General features: G+C 59.0%; 18 protein-coding genes. 17 read left to right on the top strand and 1 reads right to left on the bottom strand.

Annotated features, from left to right (window positions below; genetic code table 11):
* Nucleotides 1-41: 41 nt before the first annotated feature.
* The 17 genes from P0R31_RS23015 to P0R31_RS23095 all read left to right on the top strand — a co-directional run bounded on the left by P0R31_RS23015 (nt 42) and on the right by P0R31_RS23095 (nt 16,487).
* A complete protein-coding gene (locus P0R31_RS23015) occupies nt 42-1,193 on the top strand; it encodes an ABC transporter substrate-binding protein (RefSeq protein ID WP_275516464.1) in 1,152 nt (383 codons plus the stop codon).
* A gap of 18 nt (nt 1,194-1,211) precedes the next feature.
* Nucleotides 1,212-2,102, top strand: a complete 891-nt coding sequence (locus P0R31_RS23020; protein WP_275516465.1) for a branched-chain amino acid ABC transporter permease — start codon at nt 1,212-1,214, stop codon at nt 2,100-2,102.
* On the top strand, nt 2,099-3,034 hold the full coding sequence (locus P0R31_RS23025; protein ID WP_275516466.1) for a branched-chain amino acid ABC transporter permease: 936 nt from the start codon (nt 2,099-2,101) through the stop codon (nt 3,032-3,034). Before P0R31_RS23020 ends, P0R31_RS23025 begins: the two co-directional genes overlap by 4 nt.
* The gene (locus P0R31_RS23030) at nt 3,031-3,819 is read left to right on the top strand and encodes an ABC transporter ATP-binding protein (protein ID WP_275516467.1); all 789 of its coding nucleotides are present in this window, start codon (nt 3,031-3,033) and stop codon (nt 3,817-3,819) included. The genes P0R31_RS23025 and P0R31_RS23030 overlap by 4 nt, the downstream gene beginning before the upstream one ends.
* The gene (locus P0R31_RS23035; protein ID WP_275516468.1) at nt 3,806-4,522 is read left to right on the top strand and encodes an ABC transporter ATP-binding protein; all 717 of its coding nucleotides are present in this window, start codon (nt 3,806-3,808) and stop codon (nt 4,520-4,522) included. Before P0R31_RS23030 ends, P0R31_RS23035 begins: the two co-directional genes overlap by 14 nt.
* 54 nt (nt 4,523-4,576) lie before the next feature.
* Complete coding sequence (locus P0R31_RS23040; protein WP_275516594.1) at nt 4,577-5,347, top strand: SDR family NAD(P)-dependent oxidoreductase; 771 nt, start codon at nt 4,577-4,579, stop codon at nt 5,345-5,347.
* 251 nt (nt 5,348-5,598) lie between these two features.
* Nucleotides 5,599-5,826 (top strand): hypothetical protein, encoded by a 228-nt coding sequence (locus P0R31_RS23045; RefSeq protein WP_275516469.1) that lies wholly within the window; start codon nt 5,599-5,601, stop codon nt 5,824-5,826.
* 86 nt (nt 5,827-5,912) lie between these two features.
* Nucleotides 5,913-6,848 carry a LysR family transcriptional regulator gene (locus P0R31_RS23050; protein WP_275516470.1) on the top strand — a complete coding sequence of 312 codons (936 nt, stop codon included), beginning with the start codon at nt 5,913-5,915 and terminating at the stop codon, nt 6,846-6,848.
* 430 nt (nt 6,849-7,278) lie between these two features.
* On the top strand, nt 7,279-8,178 hold the full coding sequence (locus P0R31_RS23055) for a polysaccharide deacetylase family protein (protein WP_275516471.1): 900 nt from the start codon (nt 7,279-7,281) through the stop codon (nt 8,176-8,178).
* On the top strand, nt 8,175-9,635 hold the full coding sequence (locus tag P0R31_RS23060) for a M20 family metallopeptidase (protein ID WP_275516472.1): 1,461 nt from the start codon (nt 8,175-8,177) through the stop codon (nt 9,633-9,635). The genes P0R31_RS23055 and P0R31_RS23060 overlap by 4 nt, the downstream gene beginning before the upstream one ends.
* Nucleotides 9,635-10,729: an ABC transporter substrate-binding protein gene (locus P0R31_RS23065; protein WP_275516474.1), complete on the top strand. Its 1,095-nt coding sequence runs from the start codon at nt 9,635-9,637 to the stop codon at nt 10,727-10,729. The genes P0R31_RS23060 and P0R31_RS23065 overlap by 1 nt, the downstream gene beginning before the upstream one ends.
* Nucleotides 10,730-10,733: 4 nt before the next feature.
* On the top strand, nt 10,734-11,819 hold the full coding sequence (locus P0R31_RS23070) for an ABC transporter ATP-binding protein (protein ID WP_275516476.1): 1,086 nt from the start codon (nt 10,734-10,736) through the stop codon (nt 11,817-11,819).
* Nucleotides 11,820-11,873: 54 nt separating this feature from the next.
* Nucleotides 11,874-12,638, top strand: a complete 765-nt coding sequence (locus P0R31_RS23075) for an SDR family NAD(P)-dependent oxidoreductase (protein WP_275516477.1) — start codon at nt 11,874-11,876, stop codon at nt 12,636-12,638.
* 10 nt (nt 12,639-12,648) lie between these two features.
* Entirely contained in the window at nt 12,649-13,491 is an 843-nt protein-coding gene (locus P0R31_RS23080) for an ABC transporter permease (protein WP_275516478.1), read from the top strand.
* The gene (locus tag P0R31_RS23085; RefSeq protein ID WP_275516479.1) at nt 13,491-14,300 is read left to right on the top strand and encodes an ABC transporter permease; all 810 of its coding nucleotides are present in this window, start codon (nt 13,491-13,493) and stop codon (nt 14,298-14,300) included. Before P0R31_RS23080 ends, P0R31_RS23085 begins: the two co-directional genes overlap by 1 nt.
* A 40-nt stretch (nt 14,301-14,340) precedes the next feature.
* Nucleotides 14,341-15,318: a flavin reductase family protein gene (locus tag P0R31_RS23090; protein ID WP_275516481.1), complete on the top strand. Its 978-nt coding sequence runs from the start codon at nt 14,341-14,343 to the stop codon at nt 15,316-15,318.
* A gap of 32 nt (nt 15,319-15,350) precedes the next feature.
* Nucleotides 15,351-16,487: an LLM class flavin-dependent oxidoreductase gene (locus P0R31_RS23095; protein ID WP_275516483.1), complete on the top strand. Its 1,137-nt coding sequence runs from the start codon at nt 15,351-15,353 to the stop codon at nt 16,485-16,487.
* Between the two features lie 185 nt (nt 16,488-16,672).
* On the opposite strand, the gene P0R31_RS23100 is transcribed toward P0R31_RS23095, so the two are convergent.
* A complete protein-coding gene (locus P0R31_RS23100) occupies nt 16,673-17,443 on the bottom strand; it encodes an SDR family NAD(P)-dependent oxidoreductase (protein ID WP_275516484.1) in 771 nt (256 codons plus the stop codon).
* Nucleotides 17,444-17,505: the final 62 nt, after the last annotated feature.

The raw sequence follows: 17,505 nt of genomic DNA on the forward strand, positions 1-17,505 counted from the left end.
GTCGAGACAAAGAATAGCAAACACATCGAAAGGATATGGTCATGAGGGGGTTTTCTCGCAGAGTGTTCTTGGCGGCGGCCGGTGCTTCTGTCTTAGCACCGCACATCGTACGTGCTCAGTCGGCCGCGCCTATCAAGATAGGCGGAATGCTGCCGATGTCGGGGCCGGCCAGCATCGAAGGTCGCCAGATACTTCTCGGCCTGCAGTTCGCGGTCGAGGAAGTCAATGCCAAGGGTGGATTGTTCGGAAGCAAGATCGAACTCGTCGTCGAGGACGACGAAAGCAACTCGACCAAGGGCGTAACAGCAGTTCGCAAACTGATCGAGCGGGACAAAGTACCATTCATCGTTGGCACATACGCTTCGGCCGTCGTCGTTGCCGCCGTCAAGGTTGCCGCGGAGTACAAGGTTCCCATGCTCTCGGGCGGCTCGACCGCTGCGGCAGCAACGGATCAAAACACTCCAGGAGATCCATGGTTCTTCCGGTCGTGGCCCGACAGCAATAGGCAAGGCGAGGACACGGCAAAGGCCATCGTGGAGAAGTTCAAGAAGACGAAGGTCGCCATCATTCACGACAATACCAACTACGGCGTGACGCTGGCCGATCAGGTCACACGAGTAGTCACGGGAGTAGGCGGCGCGATCGTCTCGCGGGACAGCTACAACGCCGGCGAACAAGACTTTTCGTCCATGCTGACCAAGGTTCGAACGCTACGGCCCGAGGCGGTCTACATCGGGGGCTGGGCGGGTGACGGTGCGAATATCGTCCGTCAAGCCGCCGAGATCGGCCTTCGAGCGCAGTTCGTGGGATCCGGATCGATGCTGTCGGACGACTTCATAAGGCTTGCCGGTCCCGCCTCGGAGGGGTTCGCCGTCGCGACGGTCTTCGAGCCCTCGACGCCAAATCCGGTCGGGCGAGCGTTCGCCGAACGCTTTCGCGCACGCCACAATCAGGATGCGAACACGTTCTCCTCGCTCGGCTTCGATTCGACGTCGATCGGCCTTGAAGCGATGCGCCGAGTTGGGAAACCAGATGGGCAGGAAATTCAGAAGATGATCAAGGGGGGAATGAAGGATTTTGCGCTCGTGCAGGGGCCGGCTGGGACGACCGCCGCTTTCAACGAGAAGGGAAGCGTCGATTTTCCCGACTTCATTGCCGTGATCAAGGACGGCAAACGGAGGCTGGAGGTCTAGGGAGCGAGCGCTGATACCATGGATCTGCTCTTGCAATATCTCGTTAACGGCATCGTGACGGGAAGCACGTACGTTCTCGTCGCGGTCGGCCTTACGTTGATCTTCGGCATATTGGGCGTAGTGAACTTCGCTCATGGCGAGTTCTACATGATCGGAGGGTATGCCGGGATCTTCGCGATCACCGTTCTCCATCTGCCCGTGCTGCCTGCAATCTTCCTGGTTCTGGCCGTCGCCGCGTGCGTCGGCCTGTGCGCAGAAGCCATTCTTCACAGACCCATGAAGAACCGTGATGCCACCAGTTCCATCGTTTCATCGTTCGGACTGGCGGTCGCACTGCAGAATGCGGCTCTGATCGTCATGGGTCCGCAGCCGCAGCGGCTGAACCTTGATGCCTCGAAGATGCCTCTTCTTTCCGATCTGCCCACCGAAATCGGGTCGGTGTTCTTACCGCATCAGCGGATGCTTATTCCTCTGACGACGGTGGTGCTGATCGCCGCTCTTTATGCAGTGCTTCGATATACCTGGACCGGACGAAGCCTGCGAGCGATGGCGCAACATGCGACCGTCGCCAGGCTTTGCGGCGTTCACGTCGAACGCGTGGCGCTGGTCACCTTTGCGACAGGGGCAGCGCTGGCTGGAATAGCCGGGATGCTGATGTCTTCGGTCTTCCTGGTCTATCCGATCGTGGGGAACATGATTGCATTGAAGGCATTCACGGTCGTGATCCTCGGTGGAATGGGAAATGTCGCCGGCGCAGCGGGCGCCGGCATCCTTCTCGGTGTCATCGAGTCTCTGACCTCCGCATACATCTCCAACTCCATGCGAGATATAGTCGGATTCATCATCGTGATCGGCGTTCTGCTGCTACGGCCGAACGGTCTCTTCGGTAAGGCGGTCGAGAGATCATGAAGAAGTATATCGCCGCGTTGGCATCGGTCGCTCTACTTGCGATGGCGCCGCTTGGTCTCGGTGGATACGAGATCAGCGTGCTGCTGATGATCCTGTTCTATGTCATTCTGGCGCTGGGACTCGACCTCGTCACCGGCTATTGTGGGCAGTTCTCATTCGCTACGGGCGCCTTCTACGGGATCGGGGCATATACGGCCGCGATCATGAACAGGGACCTCGGCACGTCCATTTGGCTGCACTTGCCCGCCGGGGCAATTGTGGCCGGTTCGTTCGGGTTGATCCTTGGCATCCCCGCCCTCCGCTTGACCGGGCATTTCTTGGCGATCGTAACGATCGCCTTTCAGACGATCATGTACTTGGCAATCTCTCAGTGGACGTCGTTCACCGGGGGGCAGGTCGGTCTGTCTTTGCGCGGAACAGACCCGTTAAGAATATTCGGGGTCGAACTATTCGAACTGGGAACGCTAAAGTCCTATTATTGGATGACGCTCGCGGTGACTGCTTTCTGTGCGCTCATAGCTTGGCGCCTTGTGAATTCTCGCCTCGGGCGCGAATGGATGGCCATACGCGACGACGAAACGTTGGCCTGCGCCGTCGGGCTCAATACGACGTTCGGCAAACTCACAGCCTTCGTGGCTTACGCGGCCTTGGCCGGCGTCGCGGGGGTCGCTACAGCGCATGCTCTCCGCGGTGTGACGCCGGACGACTTCACGATCTGGATCTCGGCGACGGTGGTGGCGATGATGGTGCTAGGGGGACGGGGCACCTTTGTTGGTCCGATTATTGGTGCGACTGTGCTCGCACTCCTACCAGAGTTTTTGGGAAGATATGCAGAATACAAGATGCTTATCTACGGCATCGTGCTTGTTGTCGGCATGACATTCGTGCCGGAGGGGATAGTCGGCCGGCTTCGTCGGAGTATGGCGCCATGAGCGGAAACATCCTGGAGATGCGGCAGATCGCAAAGCGCTTCGGGGGCGTTACGGCAGTCAACGGTGCGACCTTGGCCGTCGGGACGGGGCAGATCGTCGGATTAATCGGCCCCAATGGTTCCGGGAAGTCCACCATGGTCAATCTCGTGAGCGGAGAGCTTCTGCCGGACGAAGGCGAGATCTCTTTCAACAGCGAAGTCGTGACGCGCCTTCCATCTTATCGGCGGGCTCGGCTTGGCATGGCACGGTCGTTCCAATTGCTTCGCTTGTTCAATTCACTCAGCGTAGAAGACAACCTCGTCCTTGCCAATCACATGCGGATGAATGCGGGGTTCGTCGGTTCTGTGCTTGGCCGCAAGAATGCCCGCTCAGAGGAAGCGGCCGCAAGGACGCGAGCCCGCGAGCTGTTGTCGTGGTTCGACCTCCAGAAGTTCGCGTCGCAGCCCGTTGCTGCTCTCTCCATCGGCCAACAACGCATGGTGGAGATAGCACGCGGTATGATGAGCCGACCCAGCCTGTTCGTGCTGGATGAACCCGCCGCGGGCCTTTCGCCGCCGAATGTCGACAGGTTGATTGATCTCATTCGGCGGTTGAGGGACGAGTTCGGGATCTCGATTCTACTGGTCGAGCACGTGATGCGAGTGGTGCGGAATCTTTGTGATCATGTGGTGGTGTTGGACGCCGGTCAGAAGATAGCCGAGGGGCCCCCTGAGGACGTCGTGAACGATCCGATCGTGGTCGAGGCATATATCGGATCTGGGTGGAAGCGCCGTGCTCAAGCTTGAGAACGTCATCGCCGGTTACGGCCGTACCCGAATCCTGCACGGGGTCAACATGAACGTGCCGAAGGGAGGACTAGTTGCGCTTCTGGGTGGAAACGGCACCGGGAAATCGACAACCCTGAAATCGATCGTTGGCCTCGTTGCCGTGCAGGAGGGAGAAGTCATCCTGGATGGCAAAGTCATCAACGCGGTTCCGCCCGAGCAAAGGGTGTCTCATCGGTTATCCATGGTGCCCCAAGGTAAGGAAGTGTTCGGCGCAATGAGCGTCGAAGAAAATCTTCTGATGGGCGCGTTTCATAGACGTAAGGATCGAAGAGAAATAGCCGAAGATCTGGAAGGCGTGTATCGCCGATTCAAGCGACTAAAGGATCGTCGAGCCGTGAGTGCCGGGTTGCTGTCTGGGGGTGAGCGGCAGATGCTCTCGATCGGACGATCTCTGATGGCCCGGCCCAGTGTGCTGTTGCTCGACGAGCCGTCTGCCGCCCTTGCTCCTCGCGTGGTCGAGGAAATCGCAGAAGCCATACTCGATCTGCGCTCCCTGGGACTCACTTTGCTTCTCGTCGAGCAGAATGTCGGTATGGCGCTCGATATCGCGGATTACATCTACGTCATCCGAGGCGGTCGTATAGCCTATGAGCGAGAAGTCGGTAGCGGAATAGCGATGGATGAGCTCCAGGAATTCTATCTTGGAGGCGACAAGCATTGAGGCCGCCGGCGACACACCGGCTGGACGATGACGGTGAATGGAGCGCGCATGGGTATGAGTCTACGTGCGAGATTTGAAGGACGGGTGACTGTGATTACGGGCGCCGCCGGTGCACTTGGGCGCGCCTGCGCGGCATCGCTTGCCGGCGAAGGTGCAAGATTGGTGCTCTTCGATCGTGATGCGGAGGGACTGTCGGAGACGGCGAAATGTTGTCCAGGCTCGGTGATTGTGACTGGCGATGTGAGTTCCGCTGCGGACGTAAAGCGTGTCGCGGACTTGGCGCGCGATCGATTCGGTCTCGTGGAGATGCTCGTCGCGGCTGCGGGTGTCGCAGGGCCCTCGAAAGCGGCCATAGACGTGGAAGAAGACGAGTTCGACCTGCTCTTCGATGTCAATGTCAAAGGTAGCTGGCTTTCCGCGAAGTATATTATTCCGCACATGCGCGAACTAGGACGCGGCTCCGTCGTGCTGTTTTCGTCAGCGGCCGGCCTCCGTGGCTCGCCCGTACTGCCCGTCTACTCGGCAAGCAAGGGAGCGGTCACGCTCCTGACGAAGAGCCTTGCACTAAATCACGCGACCGAGAATATCCGCGTCAACTGCGTGTGTCCGGGAACGATCGAGTCTCCCATGGTTCGCCTGTCTATTGAGGAGGCCGGGGATGCGGTGGCGCAAGCCGCGCGTGAGAGCCTGCAAAAATCCATGCATCCCATGCGGCGGTTCGGTAAACCTTCGGAGGTGGTCGGGGCTGTCCTTTACCTGCTGAGCGATGAGGCCGCATTTACGACTGGCGTAGCCTTACCGATCGACGGTGGGCGACTAGCATAGGCGTCCCGGCTGATGCGCGAAAGGCTGGTTAAATTCCGTGTTCAAGTGCAGCGCCAAGTCCAAACCGGTAGGCCCGACGAAATGCCATGACTGTAAGCTCCTGCTGCGGGCGGTCGCGGCGCTGCTCGCCAACGCCGCCAACGTCATCGAGATATCACACGAGTGGATGCTCTCGAACCTCCGGCAAGCCCGGCGCTGCTGCGGCTCTGCGAGTGTCGCGTGAGAATATTGTCGCGCAGTCAAGATTGTGCGTGGCCCAGATCGGCAGGCAAGGTGGAACGGAGCTCAAATTGTTCACGAGCAGTCGCGATGAACACTCATCAATTCGCAAGATTGCCGCGGGGTTGGGCAAGTTCCTGCGCAACGTTTCCAAAGATTCCTTCGCGATATTTGCCGACGGAGGAGGTGTGTTTACCTTCGACGAGAGACCAAGATCGCAGGATCCGTGTCAGGATCATGCGGATGTCGAGGTAAAGTAGAGAGGAACGAGCAGATCTGCTCTCAAGGCGCAGTTGGCATCTTTCTTGCGACTCGATCGGGAAACCCTATCAAGCTGGAGGTTGTGATGGAATTTCGTCAGCTTCGCTCGTTCTGTAAAATCGTCGAGCACGGAAGCTTCACCCGCGCCTCAGAAGCTCTGAGGATTACGCAGCCGGCTCTGGGCCTTCAAATCAGAAATCTGGAGGAAGAACTGCGGGTGCCGCTGCTGGTGCGCCATTCGCGAGGTGTTGAGTTAACCCCCGAAGGGAAGATCCTTTTCGAGCGCTCGCAAGTCATACTCAGCAATGTCGATCAAGCCGTGCGGGCCGTAGGCGACTGTAGAACTCTCGAGAAGGGAGAAGTCAGGCTCGGTCTCGCACCAAGCATGGCCGCGATGATGGCAATTTCCCTGGCTCGCAAGGCCAGCGAGAAGCTGAGGCATATGCGTTTTGAGTTCCTGGAAGCGCCCACACCGATATTGGCTGATTGGGTTTCGGCAAAGCGAGTGGATTTCGCCATCGCCTGCGAGGGGCCGCTCGATTCCAACATCATAAGAGAAGAATTGCTCCACGAATGGCTATATCTGGTTCAGAAGCCCGTTCCCGGTCAACCAATGATCGGCCCGCCTATTCCGTTCCGGGAGCTTTCAACGATACCGCTCGCCATCGCGGATCCGATGCTGACCAAGCTTCTCTACCGCAAGCTCGTCGCAGCCGCCGAAATCGAAGGTATTTCGTTGGATATCCAGAACGTGCTCCCGTCGACGGATCTAGTTAAGACGCTCGTTGAAGAGGGGCATGTCGCGACGGTGATGGCATATGCAAATGTAAGGCGCGAATGCCAGCAAGGAACGCTGCGAGTGCGGAAGATTGCGGGCCCGACACTAACTCGAAACGCATATCTGCTTTCACATCGAGAGGGCTCTTCGAACAAGGCCGTCAGAGAGCTGATTCGAGATGTCGTTGCGGAGGAGATCCGAGACATGCCGGAATGCGCGACTTTGCCGGAAGCGGCGATGTAGCGGCCTCGCAGGAGTTCGGCGAACGGTCTTTTGAAGCTCCGCCGAGACGGCGACGTCCGTCTCTTTCGGCAAAGCGTAGCCCGACTCGACAATTGCCTTCGCCGTGACGCCTATTCTGTCGAGATGTGCGGCAACGATCTTCTCGGCGGCTTCCTCATCGCCGGCGACGATCGCATCACTAACCTACAACGTCGGCCTCGGTCAGAAGGTCGCGACGTATGGTCGCGATCGGGCCGGAATGATGAAAGCGCTCGACCGGATACCGTGTGATGGCGGTCGCCGCGGGCGTTTTGCGCGTCGATCGTGGCTCGTCTTTCACGACATGCGCGGCGTCAAAAGTTTCGCTTACCGCAGACAAAAGGATTTCGGATTGGATTCGTATTCCGACAATCCATAGCGTCGGGCATCCTCAACGAACGGGAATGCCATCATGAGCGATACCGCCCGCAGCTTGGAACCGTGGCAATGGCCGGAGAAGCATTGGCGGGGGCTCGTCTCCAGAGTTCGCGCCGGGCGGTCTCTCAAGCCGAAGCAATGGAAGGGCGGCGCGAAATGCGCCGTCGCTCTTTCGTTCGATTCCGATCACGACACGAGCGAGCTGAGGGATGGCGGCAAGTCGATCGGACGGCTGGCTTGGGGGCAATACGGCAACCGTGTAGGAGTACCCAGGATCCTGTCGCTGCTGGAGAAATACGAGGCCGCAGCGAGCTTCTACGTGCCTGCCGTCACGGCCATGCTGTATCCGGACGAGCAGAAACGCATCGTGGACGGCGGTCATGAGCTCGGCATTCACGGCTGGATTCACGAGCTCAATTCCGTCCTGCCGATCAATGATGAGCGAGATCTCATGCTCCGCTCAATCGACACCATCGAAAGAATAGCGGGACAGCGCCCCTATGGCCTGCGCAGCCCATCCGCCGATTTCAGCGAGAACACCCTACGACTGTTGCAGGAGACCGGCCTCGAATACGACTCATCGTTGGGCGCCGACGACGATTGCTACGAGCTACTGCTCAACGGCGAGCCCTCGGGAATCGTGGAGGTGCCGTTCGAGTGGGTGCGCGACGATGCGGTCTACTTCATGATGAACCGCTTTCAAGGTCTGCGTCCCTACACGCCGCCCGCCGACGTCTTTGATATCTTCAAGCGGGAGCTGGACGCTGCATACAGCGAAGGTGGCATCTTCAATCTCACGATGCACCCGCACATCATCACTTATAGGTCCCGGATCTGGATCCTCGAGGAGATCATTCGGTACGCCAGGTCGCTAGGCGATGTTTGGTTCGCCTCGCATGGTGAAGTCGCTCGTTGGGTGCGCGACAACTCATGAGGGTGCTCCTGACAAATCGGACGGTCAGCGGAACAGCGCGAGAGCAGCCGACTAGAGGGGCCGCGATCGCTGCCGCCGAAGCGGCGTTGGACGACGGGACCTTATTCGAGGATCTGGCGCGAGCCATAGCCTGCCGTACCGAGAGCCAAAGGTCCGATTCTCGGAGCAGCCTTGTCGCGTATCTGACGGAGCTTGTCGCCCCGTACCTCGAGGACATGGGATTTGCCTGTCGCATTATTGAGCATCGGCACGCAAAAGGCCCTTTCCTCGTCGCGCGAAGGCAGGAGCATGAGTCGCTTCCGACCATCATGTGCTACGGACATGGCGATGTGGTGGAAGGGCTGGACGGCTGGCGCGACGGACTGGCGCCTTGGAGGCTGACTGCCGCGGACGGGCGCTGGTACGGCCGAGGTGTCGCTGACAACAAGGGCCAGCACTACTTGAACATGGCCGCGATGCGAGCGGTACTGGAGACCCGCGGATATCTTGGCTTCAATTCGGCATTTCTGATCGAGACCGGCGAGGAAGTCGGATCGCCCGGCCTGCGTCAGATGTGTGCTGAGAACAAGGATCTTCTACAGGCGGACATCCTCATTGCCTCGGATGGCCCGCGCATCTCGGCCGATCGGCCGACCATTTATCTCGGCGCGAGGGGGGCGATTAGTTTCAAGCTCTCTATCGAGGCGAGAAGCGGCACCTATCACTCCGGCAATTGGGGCGGATTGCTCAGTAATCCGGCACTTCAGCTTGCTCACGCCCTTGGCTCGATCGCCTCGGCGACCGGTCAGATCAAAATCCAAGAGTGGCTTCCCCCTGAGATTCCGGAGGCTGTTCGCGCCGCGCTCCGCGAATGCGTCGTTCTGGACGATGAGCAGAGTCCGAAGATCGACCCGGGTTGGGGCGAGCCGGGTCTGAGCGCCGCCGAGAAAGTCTACGGTTGGACGTCGTTCGAAGTGCTGGCCTTCGAAGCTGGGCGTCCCAGGTCGCCGATGAACGCGGTTCCGGCCTCCGCCTTTGCGGTTTGCCAACTCAGGTTCGTGGTTGGCGTGGATGAGGATCGGATACTTCCTGCACTTCGGGAGCATCTCGATCGTTGCGGGCTGGACATGATCCAGGTCTCGCAGACGGACGACGAGGTGTTCCACGCGACCCGTCTCGATCCTGGCGATCCCTGGGTTGGCTGGGTTCGCGAGTCGCTCGAACGATCGATCGGAAAGCCGGTCGCCGTCCTTCCGAATGTCGGTGCTTCGCTGCCCAACGACATTTTCAGCAACTTGCTGAACATGCGGACGATTTGGATACCGCATTCCTATCCGGCCGCCGCAAACCACGGCGTCAATGAGCATGTACCCACCTCCGTGATCCGGGAAGGGCTACGAGGAATGGCGGGATTGTATTGGGATCTTGGAGAGGGCGGGGGCCTTCCTGCGACCGCGGCCAACGAGAGGAGGATCTGATGAGGTTATCTGGACTGAGTTCTCGATCCAAATCGATCAACAGGCGCACTATCCTCAAGGGACTCTTGGCGTTGGGGGCCGCGGGAAGTGATCTTGCGACCTTTGCAGAAGCACTGGCGCAATCGTCCTCCGAAGACGTGAGCCAACTGACGATCCTCATTCAGGGTGGACCCGTAGCGGATACCATCAACAACGTCGCGTTGCCTATTTTCAAGGGCCAATACCCCGGAGTCGGAATTCAACTGGAAGTTTCCGCCAACGCCGCCGCATATCCGAAGATGCTGGCTCAGAGGAACAATCCGGTGATCAGCGGTGGAATGTTCAACGATCTATTCTCCGCGCGAGGGTCGATCGACAAGATGTGGGCCCCCATCAACACGGACTTCATGCCCAACGCGAAGCGCGTTCCGAAGGATCTCCTGCTACCCGGGGGCGAGGGTGTCACGTTCCAGCAGACTCCGTTCGGGATCATGTACAACCCCGATCGGGTCGCGCCGCCGACGTCCTGGACGGATCTCTGGAATCCGAAGCACGAGGGTCGCGTCGCGATGTGGGACGCGTATTTCGATGCATATGCAATGGCGGCCGTCGCGATCGGCAAGTCTCCGTCCGTGGAGGACGGCATTAAGGCTTGGGAGCCCTACCGCAAGAATATCGGCGTATGGTCGACGTCGCCGATCGCGGAAGAGGATCTGGTCCACAGGGGCGAAGTCTGGCTCGCTCCTCATTGGGGGGCTTGGTGTGAGCAGGCGCGTCTTCAAGGAAAGCGCGTCGCGTTTGCCTTTCCGAAGGAAGGCGCGACATTATGGTCCAATCAGTTGCAGTCCTGCGCGGGATTCTCGCCGAAGGTTACCGAGCTCGTTCAGCGATATCTCAATGTCTGGCTGTCCGACGAATGCCAGGCGGCCTGGCTGAAGAACGCTCTCATTTCGCCCGCCATAGGATCGTTGGCAATTCCGCCTGGACTACAGACCAATGCCGCAGTGATCTCGGCTGCAGACGCGGGCAAGAGACTTATCAGATTGGATGCGCGGCAAGTCGCCACAAAGTTTGCGGCGACGAAGGCACTCATCGAGCGAACATTGAAGTCGTAAGACGATGATGCACGGAAAAATCGCGATAGCTGCGCTCAGCGTTCACGCCGTTGTCAAGAGTTTCGGAGGTGCGAGGGTAGTCAAGGACGTTTCTCTTGCTATCAAGCCAGGCGAGTTCATCAGCTTGCTCGGTCCCAGTGGTTGCGGAAAAACGACCCTACTTCGCATGATCGCGGGTCTAGAACTGCCGGATTCCGGGACCATTGCGCTTGGAGGCAAGGACATCACCAGCGTACCCGTCTGGGAACGCAATATCGGCGTGGTCTTCCAAAACTACGCTCTGTTCCCGCATATGACGGTAGCCCAAAACATCGCTTTCGGGTTGCGAACGAGAAAAACTCCAAAGAGCGCTATTGAGACCAAGGTTCGAGATGCGCTCAAGCTCGTCCGGCTCGACGGTTTTGGCCCACGATCGACCGAAAAGTTGTCGGGAGGTCAAAAGCAGCGGGTCGCTCTGGCCCGGGCCCTTGTGACCGATCCCAAGCTGCTTCTGCTGGACGAGCCTCTGGGGGCACTTGATCGGAAGCTACGCGAGCAGATGCAAGTCGAATTGAAGATGCTTCAGCGGGAGATCGGCGTCACCACCCTGATGGTGACGCACGACCAGGAAGAGGCGCTCACGCTTTCCGACAGAATCGCCGTCATGAGTGACGGGAGAATCCTGCAGGACGATAGTCCGCGAGAGATCTATGAACGTCCTCGCGACGCGTTCGTCGCCGACTTCATAGGGATGTCGAACTTCATGAAGGGCCGGGTCGTGGATCTCGACGGGAACAAGCAGCTCGCGGTCTCAGAGAACGTGATCTTAAAGTTGCCTCCCGACGCGAGGGATGCGACGGAAATCTCGGTATTCCTCAGGCCGGAGAAGTTGACGCTCGCTGAACTGCCCGGTGCTGCGGGAAGTTCGCTTCCGGGAAGGATCGTGCACGTGTCTTATTCCGGCTCGGTGACCCATTGCTTCGTCGATGTGGGTCTTCAGAAGCCCCTGACCGTGTTGATAACGAACAGGTCGAACTATGACCATGCAGGGCCTCGGATCGGTGAACCGATCTGGGTGCACTGGGATGCGCGCAACATCGTGATGCTTTGAGCATCCGTCGATATTCGGATCCGATCGCGGCTGGACGCCGTAAGAGAGTTAGAGATGATCAAGCCCACCTCTGAAAAGCCGGTTGCCGTAGTCACCGGCGGAGCCAAAGGGATCGGTTTTGCCTGCGCCGCGCGATTGCTGGCCAGCGGCTTCCGTGTCGCCATCACCGATATCTCGGAGCCCGATCTGAAGAGCGCGTCGGCTTCTTTGGGTGCCGGGCAGGGCGACCTTCTGGCGCTGTGGGACGACGTTCGATCCTTTGACGGCGTACAGTCGAACGCAAGCCGGATCCTGGATGCGTGGGGGCGGTTCGATGTCCTGGTCAATAGCGCCGGCGTTTCCCAGCCAAAGGGTCTACTCAGCATTACCGAGCAGGAGTGGGACCTGGTGATAGCGGTAAATCTGAAGGGGACGTTCAATTGGTGTAAAGCCGTGGCGTCGCACATGGTCGGAGCCGCGGCAGGGCGCATCATCAATATCTCCTCGGTGAACGCGCACACCGGTGGCACGCCATCGGCCGTGAGCAAATTTGCGTATGCCGCCTCCAAAGCCGGGATTTTGGGTCTGACGCGCGGTTTGGCCAAGGAGCTTGCGCCGGACGTTTCCGTAAATGCGGTCTGCCCTGGTCTCATCGAGACCGCGCTGACTCTCAAGATGATCGGCGAACAGGGGAAGGAGATGATCGCCCGAGGCATCCCCTTGGGACGCATCGGAACACCGGATGACATCGCGGTCATCGTTCAATTCATCGCGACGGTGCAGCCCAGCTATTTGACTGGTGAGATCATCGACGTCGATGGCGGCGCCTTCATCAACTGAAATTGCGGCTATGACTACAGCAATCAAGGACACCCCACTTTCGATATTGCTGATTCCGGCGTCGGTGATCGGCTGCCTGATGGTGCTGTCCGCCGCGTTGATGCTGGGCATCTCGGTTCTCGACAGCTTTCCAGGGTGGACCACTCTTACCTTCGAACATTATCGCGAATTCTTCGACAACCGATTTCTCCTTCAGGCAGGCTTGCGAACAATTTCGCTCGCCGCGGTAGTGACCCTCGTCTGTCTGTTGTTCGGCTATCCCGTCGCCTGGTTTCTTGTCCTTGGCCGCTCCAGAATCGCGCATCTCGTGTTCCTGGCCGTTCTGACGCCGCTGATCGTCAGCATCGTGGTTCGGATGTTCGGTTGGACGATCCTGCTCGGTAACGAAGGACTGCTCAACAAGTTGATGGTCGGGCTAGGGATCGTCGCTGCACCTGTGCAGATGATGCGCAGTTTCTGGACAGTCGCGGTTGGTCTGGTCCACATCTTCCTCCCGTTCATGATCCTGTCGCTTACCTCCACGCTCGGCCGGATCGACCCGTCACTGGCGGAAGCAGCGGCAACTCTGGGTTCGCGCCCCGTCCGGTCCTTTTTTCAGATCATTCTTCCCCTTTCGGCGCAGGGCATCGCTACGGGAAGCATCATAGTATTTTGCCTGGCAACGGGTGTGTATCTCACGCCATTCTGGTTGGGCAGAGGCAACGTGACTGTCCTCGCCACTGCAATCCAGCAACAGATCCTTGAGACCGGCGATTGGCCCACGGGCGCGGCTTCCGCGATGCTTCTTACGTTCTTCACGTTGCTTCTCGTGGCGGGATACAGCGTCCTGATCCGTCGATTGTGGAGGCGCTGATGATGGAGACCGCTCGCTCACTTCCGTCCATTTGGAGGGTGATCAATCTTTGGATCGTCTGGATCGTGCTAATCTTCTTGTTGCTGCCGATCCTCATCGTCATTCCAAGCGCGTTCAACACCGAATCAACCGTAACGTTTCCGATCCACGGCTTTACGTTGAAATGGTTCACAAACGCGGTCTCTCGGGCCGAGTTTATCAGATCGTTTTTTCTGAGCGTCTCCGTTTCCGTTGTCGCAACCCTCATATCGCTCGCCGCCGGCGGGCTGGCCGCCTATGCAATGGTACGCCGCTCGTTCCGCGGAAAAGGGCTCCTCGAGCTCGTACTGCTCTCGCCGCTGATCTTCCCCTCAATCGTGCTGGCGATCGCGCTGACGATGGTTCTGGGCTCGCTTGGCCTCCTACGCACCTTTCCCGGATTGGTCGTTGCGCACACGATCGTGACCCTTCCTTATGCCGTTCGAGCGATGATCGGCACCTTTCACAGTATCGACCCGAGCCTGGAGGAAGCGGCGGCCGTTCTGGGAGCGCGTCGAATATTCGTTTGGCGTGAAGTGCTCGTGCCTCTGCTTCGGCCAGGGCTTCTCGCGGCGGCGATCTTCAGTCTCATCATGTCCTTTGACGAGTTCGCAGTGTCGTTCTTCGTCGTCGGTCCCGGCATGACGACGCTGCCGATCGAGCTCTTTAACTACACGGAATTCTATTCGGATCCGACGATCTGCGCCGTATCGACCATCCTGATCATTTTATCGGCTCTGGCGGTGGTCGCGATTGAACGGTCGGTGGGCCTGGCGAAGCTGATGAGCTGAGCTCGGGATCTCGACTCTTCAGAACCTCAAGGAGGATAGAGTGACAAATTCAACTCAGCCCGGCGCTCTGGAAAGTGGCGCGCCTCAGCGCAATTCGGACGCGTTTCGCCGAGCGTTAGGCCACTTTGCCACCGGTGTAACAATCATAACAGCCGAATCTGACGGCGTGCGCGCGGGTATCACGGCCAACTCATTCAATTCGGTCTCGCTCGATCCGCCGTTGGTCCTTTGGTCCGTCAAGAAGACGTCCACCAGCTGGCCGACCTTTGCGAAGGCAAAGTCGTTCGCCATCAACGTCCTTGCTTCGGACCAAGCGCCCTTGGCCTCTCAATTCGCGAAGTCTGGGACAGACAAATTCAAGGCCGTCGATTGGAAGCCGGGAGCAATGGGTGCGCCCCTGCTGGGTGGGGTGACCGCACATTTCGAGTGCGCTCGCCGTGTAGAATATGAGGGCGGCGATCATCTCATTGTGGTCGGCGAAGTTGGCTACTTCGCTCGTTACGAACGTCGGCCGCTTGTGTTTACGCAGGGGCGGTTCAGCCTTGCGATCGACAACCTGGACGCCGCGTCAACCAGCGCCGACCCTCGCGATTCGCCGTATCCGACTTTCCTTGCCATGCTTCGGCGTGCGTTCTTACAGAGGGCGTCTGAGTTTCGCGAAGAAGCTCACTCCGTCGGCTTCACGATGAACGAGAGCCGTTTGATGTACCACCTCGAACTTAGTCCAGGCCTTCAGCTCGAAGGGTTGGCGCGGGTCTCGCTCCTGGATCTGGATGCGGCAAGGGATGGAGTAGCGTCTCTGGAGCGCAAAGAATGGATCGGTCGTGGCTCGGACGGCTCGCTGCACCTTACCGTGCTCGGTGTCGAGCAGAATGCGAAGCTTGCTCGCCTGGCGCACGGTGCTGAAGCCAGTAAGTTGATACGCTTCTCCGCAGCGGAGATCAGTAAGGCGCGGGAGATCATTGAGGCGTTTGGCGGGAGGCTGGACAATGTTCCGGCCTATCGAGAGCCGCAATAGGAAACACACGCAAGGCAGCGGAGTCGAAGCGAATGACAAATCCTCTCTGGAACAGCAACAAGCTCAAACTCGGCATATTTGGGACGAACGGAAAGGGTGGGGCGCAAACGAGGGTGCCCGAGCTCTACCAACCGACATGGCCAAACTCCGTTCGGACCGCCCAAACGGCCGACCGCGCCGGTTTCGAGGCGATCGTCGCCTATGCGCGGTGGAAAGCTTACATGCCCGGCAAGCCCGATCATACGAGCGGTATTGTTCTGGATCCGTTTACCTGGTGTGCGGGTATCGCTCAGGCGACCAGCTATTCGGCCGTCATGCCGACGTCGCATGCGCCGACGATCCATCCGATAACCTGCGCCAAGCAATGCGCGACCATTGATATCATTTCGAACGGCCGGCTTGGGTTGAACGTCGTTGGCGGGTGGAATAAGCACGAGCTGGAGATGTTCGGCGCGCCCATGCGCGAGCATGACGAGAGATACGAACAGCTCGAAGAATGGCTGACCGTCATCAAGAAGATGTGGATCGAGAAAGAGGAATTCGACTACGGGGGAAAGTTCTACCGGGTGTCGCGCGGAGCGTCCATGCCGAAGCCGATACAGAAGCCGCACCCACCTATCATGAACGCCGGCGGGTCGTCACGTGGCATGAAGTTCGCTTGCCAGCACGCCGATCTGTGTTTCGTCATCCTGCAATCCGAAGATCCGGCCGAGTGGAAACGGCAGATCGACATGTACAAGAACACCGCACGTTCCTTCGGGCGGGAAGTGCAGGTTTGGACCTATTGTCCCGTCGTTCAGCGTGACACCAAGGAGGAGGCTGAAAAGTATCTTCATCACTATGCGGTAGAAATGGAAGACGTCGAGAGCGTCGATGCCTGGTCCGCTGGGGTAGGCGCGCAGTCGCAGATTGCGTCACCGGAGAGAATGAAGGAGCTCCGAAAGAGGATCGCCGCTGGCGCCGGTGGCAACATCCTCGTCGGAACTGCAGACATCATCGCCGAGAAGATGGATGGCCTGTGCGCCGCGGGCCTTGATGGGGTCCTGTGTTCGTTCGTCGACTTCGACGACGGGCTTCATCGTTTCATCTCCCAGGCGCTTCCACTTCTCGAGCAACGTGGCTTGCGCGTACCGTTCAAGCCGAAGCTGGGACGCGAGGTCGCTGCATAACAGAGAGAGCGACGGCCTGCCGACCATTTAGCTGATCGGCAGGCCCGGACGTTCACGCAGCCGTAGCTCTCTCTGCGGTCAATAGGCTAACCGGTTGAGGGTAGCTCCCGACGAGCGTCTCGGGAAAGAGCACGTTTGGTATCGTTCTTGAAGCTCCAATTGAGCAGGCTGATGGCGCCGCGAGTTCAGAGATAGGCTCCATCCACCGGGAGGGCGACGCCCGAGATGTAACCGGCGCCCTCGGACACCAGGAATTCGACGGCGGCAGCCACGTCTTCAGATGACCCGGCGCGTCCCAACGGATAGCCTTCCAGCATTCGAGCCTGCTCATGGTCCGGCAACGCATCGAATCTTCCCCTCACTCGAGTTCCCGGCTGGCCGAGAATGAGTCCGGGCACGATGCAATTGACGGTGATGCCGTTCTTGCCGACATCCTTTGCGAGTTGAGCCGTGAGTCCGATTAGCGCCGCCTTAGCGGTCGCATAGGCAAGTCGGCCAGGGACCGTAGTAGGCGGTCCCTTCTCTCCGAACGCCAAAATGGAAGAAAAGTTGATGATACGCCCGAAGCCCTTCTTCGTCATCCCGGCCATCACGGCTTGGGAAAATAGAAAGGTGCTGGTTACGTTGAGGGCCATCACGTGATTCCAGAGATCCAGATCGATGTCTTCGATACCGAGAGTTTTCTTTGGACCGCCGCCGCCGGCGATGTTGATGAGCGTATCGACGGTCCCGAACGACGCGATGGCTTGGTCTACCGCACGCTTCACATCTCCGGGGCTGGTGACGTCCGCTACGCACGAATGGACCGCCGTGCCCGCAATGCCGCCGGCGGCTTCCTTCACGGCGTCCCCATCGCGGTCCACGAGCATGATCCCGAAACCAGCCGCCGCTAGTCGCGCGATTGTGGCGCGGCCAATTGCTCCGGCGGCCCCCGTAACGATCGCAGCACGCTCCATGTTTCCTCGCTCTCAAATGGGTTTCCCGAGAGAGGACCTTTCCACGGATCGGAGGTGTGGTC

The sequence above is a fragment of the Bradyrhizobium yuanmingense genome (genome assembly GCF_029167105.1).
Taxonomy (GTDB): domain Bacteria; phylum Pseudomonadota; class Alphaproteobacteria; order Rhizobiales; family Xanthobacteraceae; genus Bradyrhizobium; species Bradyrhizobium yuanmingense_A.

Bases quoted from the DNA above. Each gene is read 5' to 3' on its own strand.
- P0R31_RS23055 (WP_275516471.1), top strand. From the start codon at position 7,279: ATGAGCGATACCGCCCGCAGCTTGGAACCGTGGCAATGGCCGGAGAAG.
- P0R31_RS23050 (WP_275516470.1), top strand. From the start codon at position 5,913: ATGGAATTTCGTCAGCTTCGCTCGTTCTGTAAAATCGTCGAGCACGGA.
- P0R31_RS23100 (WP_275516484.1), bottom strand. From the start codon at position 17,443: ATGGAGCGTGCTGCGATCGTTACGGGGGCCGCCGGAGCAATTGGCCGC.
- P0R31_RS23080 (WP_275516478.1), top strand. From the start codon at position 12,649: ATGACTACAGCAATCAAGGACACCCCACTTTCGATATTGCTGATTCCG.
- P0R31_RS23085 (WP_275516479.1), top strand. From the start codon at position 13,491: ATGATGGAGACCGCTCGCTCACTTCCGTCCATTTGGAGGGTGATCAAT.
- P0R31_RS23040 (WP_275516594.1), top strand. From the start codon at position 4,577: ATGAGTCTACGTGCGAGATTTGAAGGACGGGTGACTGTGATTACGGGC.
- P0R31_RS23070 (WP_275516476.1), top strand. From the start codon at position 10,734: ATGATGCACGGAAAAATCGCGATAGCTGCGCTCAGCGTTCACGCCGTT.
- P0R31_RS23060 (WP_275516472.1), top strand. From the start codon at position 8,175: ATGAGGGTGCTCCTGACAAATCGGACGGTCAGCGGAACAGCGCGAGAG.
- P0R31_RS23065 (WP_275516474.1), top strand. From the start codon at position 9,635: ATGAGGTTATCTGGACTGAGTTCTCGATCCAAATCGATCAACAGGCGC.
- P0R31_RS23015 (WP_275516464.1), top strand. From the start codon at position 42: ATGAGGGGGTTTTCTCGCAGAGTGTTCTTGGCGGCGGCCGGTGCTTCT.
- P0R31_RS23025 (WP_275516466.1), top strand. From the start codon at position 2,099: ATGAAGAAGTATATCGCCGCGTTGGCATCGGTCGCTCTACTTGCGATG.
- P0R31_RS23095 (WP_275516483.1), top strand. From the start codon at position 15,351: ATGACAAATCCTCTCTGGAACAGCAACAAGCTCAAACTCGGCATATTT.
- P0R31_RS23020 (WP_275516465.1), top strand. From the start codon at position 1,212: ATGGATCTGCTCTTGCAATATCTCGTTAACGGCATCGTGACGGGAAGC.
- P0R31_RS23075 (WP_275516477.1), top strand. From the start codon at position 11,874: ATGATCAAGCCCACCTCTGAAAAGCCGGTTGCCGTAGTCACCGGCGGA.
- P0R31_RS23030 (WP_275516467.1), top strand. From the start codon at position 3,031: ATGAGCGGAAACATCCTGGAGATGCGGCAGATCGCAAAGCGCTTCGGG.